General features: G+C 65.7%; 14 protein-coding genes. 11 read left to right on the top strand and 3 right to left on the bottom strand.

The annotated features are described in order from the left end of the window. Positions 1 to 16 precede the first annotated feature (16 nt). Positions 17 to 763, top strand: coding sequence for a hypothetical protein (locus CH278_RS22860; protein ID WP_032364740.1), 747 nt, complete (start codon positions 17 to 19; stop codon positions 761 to 763). Between the two features lie 365 nt (positions 764 to 1,128). Here CH278_RS22860 and CH278_RS22855 read toward each other — a convergent pair whose 3' ends face one another. Further along, positions 1,129 to 1,974 carry an HAD-IB family hydrolase gene (locus CH278_RS22855; protein ID WP_205914341.1) on the bottom strand — a complete coding sequence of 282 codons (846 nt, stop codon included), beginning with the start codon at positions 1,972 to 1,974 and terminating at the stop codon, positions 1,129 to 1,131. Between the two features lie 335 nt (positions 1,975 to 2,309). On the opposite strand from CH278_RS22855, the gene ssd reads away from it, so the two are divergent. The 7 genes from ssd (at position 2,310) to CH278_RS22820 (ending at position 6,903) form a co-directional block, all read left to right on the top strand. Continuing rightward, positions 2,310 to 3,425 carry a septum site-determining protein Ssd gene (ssd, locus tag CH278_RS22850; protein WP_080735767.1) on the top strand — a complete coding sequence of 372 codons (1,116 nt, stop codon included), beginning with the start codon at positions 2,310 to 2,312 and terminating at the stop codon, positions 3,423 to 3,425. Continuing rightward, positions 3,422 to 4,606, top strand: a complete 1,185-nt coding sequence (locus CH278_RS22845; RefSeq protein WP_179274485.1) for a TadA family conjugal transfer-associated ATPase — start codon at positions 3,422 to 3,424, stop codon at positions 4,604 to 4,606. Before ssd ends, CH278_RS22845 begins: the two co-directional genes overlap by 4 nt. Then, positions 4,603 to 5,382: a type II secretion system F family protein gene (locus tag CH278_RS22840; protein WP_094622880.1), complete on the top strand. Its 780-nt coding sequence runs from the start codon at positions 4,603 to 4,605 to the stop codon at positions 5,380 to 5,382. The genes CH278_RS22845 and CH278_RS22840 overlap by 4 nt, the downstream gene beginning before the upstream one ends. After that, a complete protein-coding gene (locus CH278_RS22835) occupies positions 5,379 to 5,951 on the top strand; it encodes a type II secretion system F family protein (protein ID WP_094622879.1) in 573 nt (190 codons plus the stop codon). The genes CH278_RS22840 and CH278_RS22835 overlap by 4 nt, the downstream gene beginning before the upstream one ends. A 63-nt stretch (positions 5,952 to 6,014) precedes the next feature. Next, positions 6,015 to 6,218, top strand: a complete 204-nt coding sequence (locus CH278_RS22830; RefSeq protein WP_179274486.1) for a DUF4244 domain-containing protein — start codon at positions 6,015 to 6,017, stop codon at positions 6,216 to 6,218. A 23-nt stretch (positions 6,219 to 6,241) separates the two neighbouring features. Beyond that, positions 6,242 to 6,553: a TadE family type IV pilus minor pilin gene (locus CH278_RS22825; RefSeq protein ID WP_032392769.1), complete on the top strand. Its 312-nt coding sequence runs from the start codon at positions 6,242 to 6,244 to the stop codon at positions 6,551 to 6,553. Then, positions 6,550 to 6,903, top strand: coding sequence for an Rv3654c family TadE-like protein (locus tag CH278_RS22820; RefSeq protein WP_094622878.1), 354 nt, complete (start codon positions 6,550 to 6,552; stop codon positions 6,901 to 6,903). The genes CH278_RS22825 and CH278_RS22820 overlap by 4 nt, the downstream gene beginning before the upstream one ends. Before the next feature lie 215 nt (positions 6,904 to 7,118). Here the strand turns inward: CH278_RS22820 and CH278_RS22815 are convergent, their stop codons facing one another. Continuing rightward, entirely contained in the window at positions 7,119 to 8,381 is a 1,263-nt protein-coding gene (locus CH278_RS22815) for an alpha-hydroxy acid oxidase (protein WP_057472581.1), read from the bottom strand. A 243-nt stretch (positions 8,382 to 8,624) separates the two neighbouring features. Next, positions 8,625 to 10,994 (bottom strand): DEAD/DEAH box helicase, encoded by a 2,370-nt coding sequence (locus tag CH278_RS22810; protein WP_094622877.1) that lies wholly within the window; start codon positions 10,992 to 10,994, stop codon positions 8,625 to 8,627. A 403-nt stretch (positions 10,995 to 11,397) separates the two neighbouring features. Here CH278_RS22810 and CH278_RS22805 point away from each other — a divergent pair, with 403 nt between their 5' ends. The 3 genes from CH278_RS22805 to topA all read left to right on the top strand — a co-directional run bounded on the left by CH278_RS22805 (position 11,398) and on the right by topA (position 15,455). Continuing rightward, complete coding sequence (locus tag CH278_RS22805; RefSeq protein WP_005248460.1) at positions 11,398 to 11,601, top strand: cold-shock protein; 204 nt, start codon at positions 11,398 to 11,400, stop codon at positions 11,599 to 11,601. 151 nt (positions 11,602 to 11,752) lie between these two features. Further along, on the top strand, positions 11,753 to 12,340 hold the full coding sequence (locus CH278_RS22800) for a hypothetical protein (protein ID WP_032364537.1): 588 nt from the start codon (positions 11,753 to 11,755) through the stop codon (positions 12,338 to 12,340). Positions 12,341 to 12,449: 109 nt separating this feature from the next. Next, a complete protein-coding gene (gene topA / locus CH278_RS22795; protein ID WP_094622876.1) occupies positions 12,450 to 15,455 on the top strand; it encodes a type I DNA topoisomerase in 3,006 nt (1,001 codons plus the stop codon). Positions 15,456 to 15,474: the final 19 nt, after the last annotated feature.

Genomic DNA, 15,474 nt, shown 5'->3' with positions numbered 1-15,474 from the left:
GGTACCGTCGTCTGTCGTGACGGACCCCCTCGCCCCGCTGCTGGAATTGCCCGGAGTTGTCGATTCCGCCGAACGGGCACGCGATGCCCTCGGTGCCGTGCATCGGCACAAGGCCAATCGTCGTGGGTGGCCGGCGACCGCGGCCGAGGCCGCTGTCCGGGCAGCTCGTTCGTCCTCCGCGCTCGAGGGCGGTTCGATGGATTTCCCTCGCGAAGGCGAGGAGGGCGACCCGATTCTGGCGGGTGCGCTGCGAGTGGCCGCTGCTCTCGACGGTGACGCCCTGCAGAACACGTTGTCGACGTGGAAGCGCGCACCACTGCAGACGCTGGCCCGCCTACATCTGTTGGCCGCCGCCGATCTCGTCGACGACGCGTCCTCGCTCGGTCGACCGCGCACGGACGCGGGCATCGGCGAGCGGCTCGACCTCCTTGCGCAGTTGGTGACGGGTGGAACCTCCGCGCCGGCTCCGGTGATCGCGGCAGTCGTGCACGGTGAACTGTTGACGCTGCGGCCTTTCGGAACTGCCGACGGCATCGTCGCGCGCGCTGCATCGAGGTTGGTGGCCGCATCGTCGGGGTTCGATCCGCACAACCTGGGCGTGCCCGAGGTGAGCTGGATGCGTCGAGCGAACGCGTACCGGGATGGAGCTGCCGGGTTCGCCGAGGGCACGGCAACGGGCGTCGGCAGTTGGGTGATCCTCTGCCTCGGGGCATTCGAAGCTGGTGCCGCAGAAGCGACTTCGATTGCCGAAGCTGCACAGTAGGAGTTGTGCACACGTAAAAGGGCGGCGATGCCGACTTGCGTCGACGTCGCCGCCCGTTAGCACGGAGCGCCTGGTTACCAAGCGTGCACAGGTGGGCTGTGATGGACTACCACGTGGCCTCGGCGAGAACTCGACGGTGATGAGGTCATCCCTGCAACCGGTGCAGGGTTCTTGCTGATCACCCACGAATATCGCAGGCCCACAGCGCTTCTGCCATTAGGTGGCAAGCTCCGCGTGGGTGCCGGTGTCCGTGCTGGGAATCGCGGTCGGGAGAAGCGAACCTTCTCTTCCGGTTCGTTCTTGGCCTTCCGTTCTTCCGTACGTCATTTGTACCCCGTGACGCCGCTCACATCAAGGGTTTGGGCTCATCGTTTTCTGCGGAGTAGTCCGTAGGTGATCGCGCCGGCCGCTATTGCGCTGAAACCTGCTGCAGCACTGGCTACTACGGTCTTCCCGGACGGATTCGGAATGCGGGAGCGCAGCGAAACGGGGTTCGAGAATGTCAGAATCGGCCAGCCGAGGGACGAGGCCTCTTTGCGGAGCGCGCGGTCTGGATTGACGGCGGTGGGGTGCCCGACCGCCCGCAGCATCGGCACGTCGGTGATCGAATCCGAGTAGGCGTAGCTCTTGGACAGGTCGTAATCATGTTGTGCCGCCAGGGACTTCATGGCGTCGACCTTGCCCTCGCCGTAGCAGTAGAAGTCGACCTCGCCGATGTACTTGCCGTCGACAGTCACCATCGTCGTGGCCATGCTGTGGTCGGCACCCAGCAGTTCGGCGATGGGATGCACGATCTCGTCGCCCGACGCTGAGACGACCACCACGTCGTGTCCGCGGAGCTTGTGGTCCGCGATCAGATCGGCCGCTTCGGCGAAGACGAGGGGATCGACGATGTCGTGCAGGGTTTCGGCCACCACTGCTCGCACCTGTTCGACGTCCCACCCGGCGGTCATACCGGCGATGTGTGCGCGCATGCGTTCCATCTGGTCGTGATCGGCACCGGAGAGCAGGAACAAGAACTGCGCATAGCTGCTCTTGAGTACCGCTCGCCGGTTGATCAGACCTTGGTCGAAGAACGGCTTGCTGAAGGCCAGAGTGCTGGACTTCGCGATGATCGTTTTGTCGAGGTCGAAGAAGGCGGCGACGCGCGCTGCGCGTCGGCCGGCGGGGGCGTCGTCGGTGTCTGCGCTGAGGGTCACGATTGTCACCATAGTGGCCGGTGGTGACCGGTGGATGTCGCGCAACTTCTCTTCTCGACTCGCTCCGAACATGTCCACAAATTGAGACGGTTGAACTTGCAAACAAGGACGTCCACGGGTGTAGTATTTTCCACGAGCCCGGTTCATTCCGGGCGGTGTTCAGCCCGACCCCCCGGGGCTGAACCAGACGACCCTCGCCTCCTCCCCCCCTGGCGAGGGTCGTCCTCTTTTTCGGGGTAGGCCGAAAACTGGTACCGCGGTACCGGTATTCATCCACAGGGGCCGATCTATCCACATTTCCCCAAGTCGCGCGCCGCGCGAGCGGATTCTCGCGCACGCTTGGGTCCATGAAAACGGATCCGATTTCACGGCGGACGAATGCGAACGCGTCGATGTCGATCGACCATCACGGACTGCGTCAGGACGTGTATCGAATCGCCGCAGCCGCGGATTGTGTTGTGGAAGAGCAGAACTTACTGGTCGGTATCGGATCGGCGCGCCCGATTTGGGAATTCCCAGGAACTATTTTGATCGATTTTTCTTCTGCCGAGTCGGCGCTCGCAGGCGGACTTCCGCGGCGGCCCGGCGTCGTTCTGGTCACGGCCGCCTCGCCGACACTCGACGATTGGCGGACGGCCACAGCGCTCGGTGCCGAACACGTGGTGTCGTTACCCTCGGACGAGGACACGCTCGTTCGCATCCTCGGTGAACCCGTCGTCACATCGCCGGGCGGCGGTGGCGTCATCGTGGTCGTCGGTGCCCGCGGAGGTGCGGGTGCGTCCACGTTCGCGGCGGCGCTGGGCCTGTGCAGCAGTCGCACGGGGCAACGCACGCTCGTGGTCGAAGCCGACCGGTACGGCAGCGGCCTCGATCTGCTGCTCGGCTGGGAGAACGCCCCAGGCTTGCGCTGGTCCGGCCTCGTCGTCGAGGGCGGGCGCGTATCCGGCGACGCACTCCACGGCGCGCTGCCGTCGAAGAACGGATTGTCGGTGCTGGCACTCGGGCGATCCGACGACCGGCGAACCGGACTCTCGGCCGTCGCCGCGGCGGCTGTGCTCGACGCAGGGCGCGCTGGAGGCGATCTCGTGGTGTGCGACGCCCCGCGCCACTCCGATGACCTCTCGGACGCCCTGTACGCCGCAGCCGACCTCGTCGTACTGGTGCTGCCTGCCGAATTGCGGGCCGTGACGTCGGCAGAAGCAGTAGCGGACGAGATCTCGAGTCGCAATGCGAACGTCGGATTGGTCGTTCGTGGGCCCGCACCCGGGGGACTACGGGCAGCGGACATCGCCGCCGCCCTCGACCTGTCGCTGCTGACGTCCATGCGGGCCGAGCCTGGATTGGCCGAGCGTCTCGAGCGGGGCGGGCTTGCTCTCGGACGCCGCTCACCGCTCGCGGCGGCGGCCACCGGGGTCCTCGATACGTTCGCGCACAAGCCCGGTGGTCAGCGGTGGGCGGCATGAGCGCAGTCGTCACCGCCGAATTGCTCGACCGCGTACGAGATCGGCTGGCTGCTTCGGCACAGTCTCCGGTGCCCGCCACCGTTGCCGCGGCCATCCGCACCGAGGCAGGGGGAGTCATCGGTGACACCGATATGCTTGCGGCACTGCGTATTCTGCAGACCGAGCTCACCGGAGCAGGCCCGTTGGAGCCGCTCCTGTCCGAGCCAGGGGTGACCGATGTTCTGGTCACGGCGCCGGATCAGGTGTGGATCGATCGCGGTAGAGGCCTGGAACGCACCGGAGTCCAGTTCGCCGACGAAGCCGCGGTCAGGCGGCTGGCGCAACGGCTCGCGCTCTCGGCCGGTCGGCGATTGGACGATGCGCAGCCGTGGGTCGACGGCCGATTATCCGGCGTCGGACAGGGAGCGTTCGGGGTCCGTCTGCACGCGGTGCTGGCACCGGTGGCGAGCGGTGGAACCTGCCTGTCGTTGCGAGTGCTCCGCCCGGCCACCCAGGGACTCGCCGCGCTCCGGGCGTCCGGTGCGGTGACCGAGGAGGGCTACGATCTGCTCGCGCGGATTGTGCTCGCGCGCTTGGCGTTTCTGGTCGTCGGAGGTACCGGTGCCGGGAAGACCACCCTTCTGGCTGCTTTGCTGGGCGAGGTCGATCCAGCCGAACGAATCGTCTGTGTGGAGGATGCGGCCGAGTTGGCTCCGGCGCATCCCCATGTGGTGCGTCTGGTGGCCCGTGCTCCGAACGTCGAAGGTGTGGGCGAGGTGTCGGTTCGGCAATTGGTTCGCCAGGCACTACGGATGCGACCCGATCGGCTTGTCGTCGGTGAGGTACGCGGGGCCGAGGTGATCGACCTGATGACGGCCCTCAACACCGGGCACGACGGCGGTGCCGGAACCATCCATGCCAATTCGCCCTCGGAAGTCCCCGCTCGGCTCGAAGCCCTTGCCGCACTAGGCGGAATGGGCAGAGACGCACTGCACAGTCAACTCGCGGCGGCCGTGCAGGTCGTCCTGCACGTCCACCGGAGCGCCGACGGCACGCGCAGATTGCGGGAGATCGGACTGGTAGAGGTGGATTCGACGGGCCGTGTCCACATTGTGCCGGCGTGGTCCGCTGATTCCGACGCCGTGCCCGGGCGGCGCGGACTGCACGAACTGCTCGCTCGCCGCTGTGGCGAGATGCGATGACGGCCGCTCTGTGCGTCCTGGCCGCTGCATTCACGCTGTGGCCCAGCCGCTCTCGCCGACTATCGCGCCGCGGTAGAGGTGCCGTCGGGGTTCCTGGGTGGGCGTTCCCTGTGGCTGTAGCGTCGGTGTCGGCCGTAGGCATGTTCTGGATCGGCGGTCCGTGGGGCGCGGCGGCTCTGTTCGTGGCGGGCGGTACAGGATGGCACCGACATGGCCGTCGCACCGTGCGCGCCCGTCGTACGGCCGAATTGGATTGGTTGGCAACCGGAGTCGAAGTGGTCATCGGTGAATTGCGGGTCGGTGCGCACCCGGCGACGGCCGGCGAGGTGGCTGCGGACGAGTGCGGCGGGATCGCCTCGGAGGCGCTGCGAGGTGCTGCGTCCAGATCGCGACTCGGTGGACGCGCTGCCGACGGGATAGCCGCGTCGGATCCGCTGTTGAACCCCGAACTGGACCGCTTGGCCGCGGCATGGCGGGTGGCCGACGAACACGGCCTCGCACTCGCCGAGTTGCTCGACGCCGTGCGCGAGGACCTGCTCGGACGTAGGCGATTCCGGGAACGAACCGAGGCGTCGCTCGCAGGGGCCCGCGCTACTGCATTGGTGTTGGCTGGACTGCCCGTCCTCGGGGTCGCGCTCGGGCAACTGATGGGGGCCGATCCGCTGCGCATACTGCTGGGCGGCGGGCTGGGCGGAATCCTGCTCCTCATCGGAACCGCTCTCGGCTGCGCAGGTCTGCTGTGGACCGATGCGATCACCGGCAAGGTGACGACATGACGTGGGCGATCACGCTTTGTCTGGCAACGGCATTGGTCGTCGTCCCCGCTACCCGTGGCGGGTTGGCACGTGTGGAGGTTGCGGGGCTTTCGACGGCAGAAGCCGTCGACGACTCCGGACCCGATCCGCTCGCAGTGGCGACGACGTTCGACCTTCTCGCTGCGTGTCTGCGTTCCGGACTCCCGATCTCGACTGCCGCTGCGGCCGCAGCCCACTCCGCTCCGCCCGCATTCGGTGTCGCTCTGCGCAAAGCCGCTGATCTGCTCGAGCTGGGGGCCGACGCGGCGACGGCATGGGACGCGGTGGCGAAGGATCCGGAGACCGAGGCGCTGGCACGAATTGCGCGACGATCCGCCCGGGCCGGGTCGTCCATGGCGTCGGCGATGACGGAACTGGCTGCCACCCAACGAACTCGGGCCGAGGACGCGTCGGCGGCTGCGGCCGAACGGGCCGGTGTGCTGATCAGCGGACCGCTGGGTCTGTGTTTTCTGCCCGCCTTCATTTGCCTGGGCATCGTCCCCGTGGTGATCGGCCTTGCGGGCAATGTTCTGGGCGGCGGTCTGATGTGACCGCCGAACAACGAATCGTCCGGTGCGGACACGCCGCGCCGGAATACTGGGAGGGGAAGCGTCATGATGGGGAATGCACTGCAGGAGAGCAAGACTCGAATCGCATTGTTCGGTGTGGAGGACGACGGTATGTCGACCGCGGAGTACGCGATCGGCACCATCGCCGCCGCGGCGTTCGGCGCGGTGCTCTACACGGTGGTGACGGGGGACAGTATCGTGACCGCGCTGACGGGGATCATCGATCGAGCGCTCAACACAGCCGTCTGATTCCGGGCGGTGAGGACGGGGCTGTGACGGTGGAGGCGGCGATCGCCGTCGCGTCCATCGTCGCAGTGATCGTGGTGTGTATCGGTGCGATCGTGTCGGTGACGATGCACATCGGCTGCGTCGACGCTGCGCGGGAAGCGGCTCGATTGGCGGCGAGAGGTGATGCGACCCGGGCTGTCTCGGTAGGGGAGCGGGTTGCGCCGGAGGGTGCTCGGATCACGGTGCGCGAAGACGGTGAATTCTTCGTCGCGCGGGTGGAGGTGGAGAGCCCGCTGCCGGGTTTGACGTTGTCGGCTGAGGCCGTTGCTGCTGCGGAACCGGTTGCAGCGGAATGAAATCAGGTGTGCGTGATGACGAGGGTGGGGCGACGGTGTTGGCGGCGCTGGCGATGTCGGCGTTGATCGCCGTCGTGGTGATGGTGATGCACGTCGGCTCGGCGGTGGGCGCTCGTCATCAGGCGCAATCGGCGGCCGATCTCGCTGCATTGGCCGGTGCGGGGGCCCTCGATCGTGGGGTGGTCGATGCGTGTGAGACGGCGCGGACATTGGCGGCGCGAATGGGGACGGAGTTGCGAGAGTGCACGATCGACGATTGGGACGTGATCGTGACGGTGGGTCAGTCGGTGTTCCTCGGACGCTTCGGAATGTCCGACGCCACCGCGACGGCGCGGGCGGGGCCGGAGTGAGTCCGGGCCCCTGCCCGCCGGCCGCCCGAATCCGCAAACGCGCGCGCGTTTGTCAGGTGCGAGCGGAATCGCCCCGTTCGAGCCGGCGAATTCGCGCGCGTTCAGCGAATGCGCGCGCGTTTGCGGTGAAACCCGGCCTCGACCCCCGCCCGAGGACCCGAACCCGTGGCCGAGAGTCTTGCCACGGCCTCGGCGGGTCGGGATGTCCGCAGCGGTCAGCGCGGCGTGAATGCGGCGGCACCGGACTGCAGAGGGGCCGACCGAGTGAGTTGCGTGACGTGTTCCGGGGTCAGTTCCGCGAGTGAATTGACCTGCAGCAGTTGCATGGTGCGGATGATCTCCTCCCTCAGAATCTCGATCATGCGGTCGACGCCCGCGCGGCCACCGGCCATCAGGCCGTACAGATACGCGCGGCCTACGAGCGTGAACGATGCACCCATTGCGATGGAGGCCACGATGTCGGAACCGTGCATGATGCCGGTGTCGACGGCTACTTCGAAGTCGGAGCCGACTTCACGGACGACCTGCGGCAGCAGGTGGAAGGGGACGGGAGCCCGATCGAGTTGTCGGCCTCCGTGATTGGACAGAACGATGCCGTCCACACCCAGTTCGGCAAGGCGCGCCGAATCCGCCACCGACTGAACACCTTTGACGACCAACTTGCCGGGCCAGATCTCACGGATGACGTCGAGATCCTCGAACGAGATGGAGGGATCCATCGCTGAATCGACCAGCTCTCCGACTGTGCCGCCGGTAGAGGTCAGCGACGCGAACTCCAACTTGGGCGTGGTGAGGAAGTCCCACCACCACCATGGACGCGGAATGGCGTTGGCGATGGTCGACGCGGTCAACTGCGGCGGAATGGAGAACCCGTTGCGTTTGTCTCGCAGGCGAGCTCCGGCGACCGGTGTGTCGACCGTGAACAGGAGGGTGTCGAAGCCTGCTTTCGCGGCGCGTTCGACCAGTCCGAACGAGATGTCGCGGTTACGCATGACGTAGAGCTGGAACCAGTTTCGGCCGTTCGGGTTGGTGGCCTTCACGTCCTCGATCGACGTGGTGCCCAGCGTCGAGAGGGAGAACGGAATTCCAGCAGCGCCGGCGGCGGCAGAACCGGCGTATTCACCCTCGGTCTGCATCAGGCGCGTGAAGCCCGTCGGGGCGATACCGAACGGAAGCGCGGACGGTCCGCCGAACACCGTCGTCGAGGTGTCGACGTGGGAGACGTCTCGCAGGATCGAGGGGTGGAATTCGACGTCACGGAAGGCCTGCCGGGCTCGGGAGAGTGAGATCTCGGCGTCGGCCGCGCCGTCGGTGTAATCGAATGCCGCGCGCGGGGTACGGCGACGGGCGATGGTGCGGAGATCGTCGATGGTCAGTGCCGCGCTGAGGCGTCGTCGGCGCAGGTTCAGATCGGGCTTCTTGAACGAGAGCACCTCGCGCAAGTCGGTGGCTTTCGGTATCTGCCGGGCAATGGGCATGCGTCGTCTCGATTCTGTGGGCTGATCCTCTCCCCACCACACCACCCGAGGTGTCGGCAGCAACGAGCAGGGTGGCGCACCAGTTCGATCCAAGCCTTGAACGCGCGCGCGTTTGCGAAAAATGACTGGCAATCCCCGCGAAATCCTGACAATTTTGCGCGCGCATGGCAAACGCGCGCGCGTTTGCGGTGAACCCCCACTCGGTACCCAGCCACCAGGTTCCTGACTGCGAGATCGGTCGGCTCATCCCTCGCGAGTGACGGCCGCCAACACTGCGGTCAGCACTCGAACGGCACCCTCTTTGTCCAGTGGATCGTTGCCGTTTCCGCATTTGGGGGATTGCACGCATGACGGGCAACCGGTCTGACATTCGCAGGAGACGATGGCGTCCTTGGTGGCGGCGAGCCAGTCGGCGATGGCCACGTGTCCGCGGTCTGCGAAACCCGCTCCGCCGTCGTATCCGTCGTAAACGAAGACGGTCGGGAGCCCGGTGTCGGGGTGTAATGCCGTCGACACTCCACCGATGTCCCATCGATCGCAGGTCGCGACCAACGGCAGCAAGCCGATGGCGGCGTGCTCGGCGGCATGCAGCGATCCGGGGAATCGCTCGAACGGAACACCGCTGTGCTCCAACAACTCCGGGGTGATGGTGTACATGACGGCGCGGGTGTCGAGGGTCTGGGCCGGCATGTCGAGTTCGATGGAATCGAGTACCTCGCCCGAGGGGAGGCGTCGAAGATATCCCACCACCTGATGGGTGACGTTCACCTGCACCAGCGCGACGCGGACCTCGCCGTAGTCGACGGATTCGTGCACCGCCGTGATCGCGATGTCGGTGATCTCGCGGGCCGAGGTGTTCCACTCGGGTTGTTCGGCATGCACCAGCGCGAGGCCGGCCTCGAGATCGAGCTCGTCGACCACGAAGGACTCGCCCTGATGAATGTGCACCGCACCGGGATGCGCTGTGGCAGGGGCACGTCCGCCGTCGACTGTGCCGAGCATGCGGCCGGACTCGCCGTCGACGATGGCGACCTGCACGCCCGTGCCGCCGCGAATGTTGACCGCACCGTGCGGAGACAGCTGCTGCCCCTCGGGGGTGATGAACCACCCGTGAGGACGCTTACGCACGTAGCCCTTCAGCTCGAGCTCTTCGAGTACCGATTCCGCGCTCAACGCCTCGGCCTCGGCCAGGGTGATCGGTAGTTCGACTGCAGCGCAAAGCAATTGGGGAGCAAGAATATACGGATTGGTGGGGTCGGTGACGGTTGCCTCGACCGGCTTGTCCAGCAGGGCAGCCGGGTGATGCACCAGGTACGTATCCAGAGGATCGTCGCGCGCGACGAGTACCAGCAGTGAGCCCTCCCCGCGTCGTCCGGCACGCCCACCCTGTTGCCAGAACGAGGCGACGGTGCCCGGGAAACCGGCGACGATCACCGCGTCCAAACCGGCGATGTCGACGCCGAGTTCGAGGGCGTTGGTGGTGGCCACTCCCAGCAGGGTGCCGTCGGACAGGTCGCGTTCGAGTTTGCGACGATCCTCGGCCAAATAGCCTGCGCGATAAGCGGCGACGCGTCGGACCAATTGCGGATCGACGTCGGCGAGAATTCTCTGGGTCCCCAACGCAGTGACCTCGGCTCCGCGCCTGGACCGTACGAACGCGAGTGTCCGTGCACCCTCGATCAACAGATCCGCCATGATGCGCGACGCCTCGGCCCCCGCCGATTTGCGTACCGGCGCACCGTTCTCGCCGGTGATCTCCTTGAGCAGCGGCGGTTCCCAGAGTGCGACGGTACGCGCTCCGTGGGGCGAGCCGTCTTCGGTGATCTCCTCGCAGGGCGCTCCGATGAGTCGACTGGCAGCGCGTCCCGGCTCCGAGGTGGTGGCACTGGCGAGAACGAACACCGGAGACGCTCCGTAGCGCGCGCAGAGGCGTCGCAGCCGACGGAGTACCAGGGCGACGTTGGAGCCGAAAACACCTCGGTAGTAATGGCATTCGTCGACCACCACGTATCGAAGGTTGCGCAGGAAACGCGACCATCGCTCGTGCGCGCCGAGGATGCCCAGGTGCAACATGTCGGGATTGGTGAAGATCCAGCGCGCATTGGTTCTGGCCCACTGCCGAATCTCGATCGGGGTGTCGCCGTCGTACGAGCTGGGAAACACCTCGGCGAGATCGTTTGACAGCGAACGTAACTCGTCGGTGATCGAGATGGTGGTGCGTAGCTGATCGGCGCCGAGGGCCTTGGTCGGTGCGAGATACAGAGCCGTCGCCCGGGCGTCGGCGGCCAGCGTCGTCAGAATGGGCAGCTGATAGGCCAACGATTTGCCCGACGCGGTACTCGTCGAGAGCACCACATGACTGCCCTCGGCGGCGAGCGTCGCGGCCCGGGCCTGATGCGTCCACGGTTGTGCGATGCCCCGAGAGGTGATCACCTGCACCACTTCCGGGCCGACCCACGACGGCCATGGTGCAAAGCTGGACGATCGAGCCGGCAACTCGGCGACGTGCGTGACGGGGCCGTCGTCGGCGGGGGTACCGGCCAACACTCGATCCAGCAGCCGCTGCCCGTAACTCCGGACATCCGCACCGTCGTGCGGATGCTTCTCGCTCACTGCCGGTCTCCATACATTCGTTCGATCTACTGGCCGCCCATTCGGGCTAGGCGGGACCTGGAGCCCTCATGCTATCGCGGACCCGAAACGAGCGGCTCGAGCCCTGGTGAGAGCCGCATTCCACCCGTCCGGCGTTGTGTGTTGTTACAAGACGGGCAATTTGTTCGAAAAGGGTCGGTTTTCGACTGTTGCGAACGCGGAGTTCATGGTTCACTTGACGCGGTCGCAGCTTCTGTGTTCGTTCTACGCTTCGCAGGATCTTATGTTGCGGGCGCGGTACTGGGAGAGCTCGTCCATCAGGGGGAATCCTGAGGGGGATTCGTACAAGTGCAGCGGTCGGAACCGGCCCGATGGATCGAAAGTGCGCTCCATCGAATCCGGTGTTAGAAAGAGAAGGAAAAGCATGGCACAGGGAACTGTGAAGTGGTTCAACGCCGAAAAGGGCTTTGGATTCATCGCACCAGAAGACGGCTCCGCTGACGTTTTCGTTCACTACTCCGAGATCCAGGGCAGCGGCTTCCGCACCCTCGAGGAGAACCAGCGCGTCGAGTTCGAGGTCGGCCAGGGCACCAAGGGTCCTCAGGCAACGGGCGTTCGCGCAGTCTGATTCTTTTCTCTTCGGAGACGAGAACCTTCATCCCCCTTTCTCGATCGGCCGTGAAAAGCCGTTCGAGAAAGGGGGATGTTTCGTTCGTGGCGAACCACCAGGAAGAGTCGAAAGCAGTGTCTGCCGGTGTCGATGTCCTAATGTCCATGCTGTGAACCAGCTGTCCTTCTTCTCTGCCGAGTCGTTGCCGCCCGCGGTGACCGATCTCAGCGGACTGCTGGCTGCCACCGGCCATGTCGTCACATCCTCGGGATCGGCGCGTATCTCCGTCGTCGTCGACGCGCAGTGGCGGGCCGATGCCATTGCCGAGTTGATCGAACAATGTGGTCTGTCGGCAGAGCTGGGACGGTCCGAAGAAGACCGTCCTCTCGTCCGCACCGCGTCGGTTCCGGAACTGTCCGCCCTGGCGTCGTTGTGGACCAAGGGCGCGGTGAAGGCCGTGCCTCCCGGGTGGGTGCCCGGTTCTCGGGAGTTGCGGGCATGGGTGCTCGCGTCGGGGCGTCCCGAGGCGGAGGGGGAACGCTACGTACTCGGCCTCGATCCGCACGCGCCGGAGACTCATGCGGTCCTCGCTCAATCGTTGATGCGCGCGGGCATCGCGCCGACTCTGATCGGCACCCGCGGGTCCAATCCTGGCCTTCGAATCACCGGCCGACGTCGGCTGTTGCGCCTCACCGAGAACGTCGGCGAGGCTCCTGCGAATGTGGACGCACGTACCAATTGGCCCCACGCTGAGTAGGAAGATGAATGACTGATCTGCGAGTATTTGCTCGACGTATGTCAGTCTGTTAGGAGTGGGGCAGGCAAATCTGCTTGTGAAAACGCACTAGGGAAGGTTCGGCAGCAAGGTGGCAGCACGTAACAACGGCTCGGGGGACAGCTCCGCCGAGCCGCGTCGTCTGGTCATCGTCGAGTCTCCGACCAAGGCCAAAAAGATCGCTCCCTACCTCGGGAGCAACTATGTCGTCGAGGCCTCGGTCGGCCATATCCGCGACCTTCCTCGCGGTGCTGCCGACGTGCCCGCCAAATACAAGGGCGAGCCGTGGGCACGTCTGGGCGTGGACGTCGACCACGACTTCGAGGCCCTCTACGTCGTCTCGCCCGAGAAGAAGGGCAAGGTCGCAGAGCTCAAAAGCCTGCTCAAGGACGCCGACGAGCTGTATCTCGCCACTGACCCCGACCGCGAGGGTGAGGCCATCGCCTGGCATCTCCTCGAGACCCTGAACCCCAAAGTCCCGGTTCGACGCATGGTCTTCCACGAGATCACCAAGCCGGCGATCCTCGCGGCCGCCGCCGATACTCGCGACCTCGACCAAGACCTCGTCGACGCACAGGAAACCCGCCGCATCCTCGACCGTCTCTACGGCTACGAGGTCAGCCCGGTGCTGTGGAAGAAGGTCATGCCGAAGCTGTCGGCAGGCCGTGTGCAGTCCGTGGCCACCCGCATCATCGTCCAGCGTGAACGCGAGCGGATGGCGTTCCGTAGCGCCGAGTACTGGGATATTTCTGCCACCCTCGACGCCGGGGCCGAGGCGAGCCCGCGCAGTTTCGGTGCTCGGCTGGTCAACGTCGACGGCAATCGCGTCGCCGCCGGCCGCGACTTCGGTCCCGACGGCAAGCTCAAGACCGAGTCGGTCACCGTTCTCGACGAACCGCATGCCCGACGCCTCGCCGACGCTCTCGAAGGCGTCGACCTCACCGTCGCGTCCGCCGAGGACAAGCCGTACACGCGTAAGCCGTACCCGCCGTTCATGACGTCGACGCTGCAGCAGGAGGCCGGCCGCAAGCTGCGGTTCAGTTCCGAGCGGACCATGCGTGTCGCGCAGCGCCTGTACGAGAACGGCTATATCACCTACATGCGTACCGACTCGACGTCGCTGTCCGCGTCTGCGGTCTCCGCGGCACGGGCGCAGGCGACCGAGCTGTACGGCCCGGAGTACGTGCACCCCACTCCGCGGCAGTACACCCGCAAGGTCAAGAACGCGCAGGAGGCGCACGAGGCCATCCGCCCCTCGGGTGACGTGTTCCAGACTCCCGGTCAGCTGCATTCGGCGCTACAGACCGACGAGTTCCGGCTCTACGAGCTGATCTGGCAGCGCACGGTCGCGTCGCAGATGGCGGATCTGCGCGGTACCACGCTGACGCTGCGCATCACCGGAACCGCAGGCACCGGCGAGGAATGCACGTTCTCCGCGTCGGGGCGCACCATCACGTTCGCCGGCTTTCTCAAGGCCTACGTCGAGAGCGTCGACGACGAGGCGGGCGGTCAGACCGACGACGCCGAGTCACGTCTGCCCGCGCTGAAGGCCGGCCAGGCAGTGACGGCCACCAAGCTCGATCCCGACGGTCACACCACCAACCCGCCGGCTCGATTCACCGAGGCGTCGCTCATCAAGACGCTCGAAGAGCTGGGAATCGGTCGGCCGTCGACGTATTCGTCGATCATCAAGACCATTCTCGACCGCGGTTACGTCTACAAGCGTGGCAGTGCTCTGGTGCCGTCGTGGGTGGCGTTCTCGGTGATTGCGTTGCTGGAAGCGCACTTCGGGCGTCTGGTGGACTTCGATTTCACCGCAGGCATGGAAGACGATCTCGACGCGATCGCGGGAGGCCGTGAGCGCCGCGGCGATTGGCTGCAGAACTTCTACTTCGGCGGCGAGACCGGTGCCGAGGGTTCGGTGGCGCGCTCCGGTGGCCTTAAGAAGATGGTGGGCCAGAATCTCGAGGAGATCGATGCGCGCACCATTAACTCGATCCGTCTGTTCGACGACTCCGAGGGACGCGAAATCCATGTGCGCGTAGGCCGTTACGGTCCGTACCTCGAGCGCATGGTCAAGAGCGACGACGATCCCGACGGCGACCCGATCAGCCAGCGCGCCAACCTGCCCGACGATCTTCCGCCGGACGAGTTGACGATCGATTTCGCCGAAAAGCTTTTCGCCACACCACAAGAGGGCCGCAAGCTCGGTGTCGATCCGCTGACCGGCCACGACATCGTCGCGAAGGAAGGCCGTTTCGGGCCTTACGTCACCGAGATCCTGCCCGAGCCGGAACCCGAGCCGACGCCGCCTCAGCCCGACATCGTGCCGATCCCGTCAGGTAGCGACGGTGATGGTGGCGGTGGCGTCAAGACTGCGGTGAAGAAGGCTGCAGCCAAGAAGGCACCGGCCAAGAAGGCTGCCGCGAAGAAGGCCACCGGCCCCAAGCCGCGGACCGGCTCGTTGCTCAAGTCGATGGATCTGGCGACGATCACGCTCGAGGATGCACTCAAGCTGCTGTCGTTGCCGCGCATCGTGGGCGTCGATCCCGAGTCCAAGGAAGAGATCACCGCGCAGAACGGCCGTTACGGCCCGTATCTGAAGAAGGGCACCGACTCTCGCTCGCTCGCCGACGAGGATCAGATGTTCACGGTCAGTCTCGAAGAGGCTCTCAAGATCTACGCCGAGCCCAAGCGTCGAGGCCGTCAGGGTGAGGCCAAGCCGCCGCTGCGGGAACTGGGCGTCGACCCGATCAGTGAGAAGCCGATGGTGATCAAGGACGGTCGATTCGGGCCGTACGTCACCGACGGCGAGACCAACGCGAGTCTGCGCAAGGACGACGAGGTCGAGACGATCACCGACGATCGCGCGTCGGAGTTGTTGGCGGACAGGCGTGCTCGTGGCCCGGTGAAGAAGAAGGCACCGGCGAAGAAGGCCGCTGCGAAGAAGGCTCCGGCCAAGAAGGCTGCCGCGAAGAAGGCTCCGGCCAAGAAGGCTGCAGCCAAGAAGACCGCCACGAAGACGACGGCGGCCAAGACGACGACGAAGAAGGCTGCTGCCAAGAAGGCACCGGCGAAGAAGACCGACGGCGAATAGCTCGCGAACTCGAAGTTGT

The organism is Rhodococcus sp. 05-2254-5 (genome assembly GCF_002258575.1).
Taxonomy (GTDB): domain Bacteria; phylum Actinomycetota; class Actinomycetes; order Mycobacteriales; family Mycobacteriaceae; genus Rhodococcoides; species Rhodococcoides fascians.
This window is presented reverse-complemented; position numbering and strand designations above follow the sequence as displayed.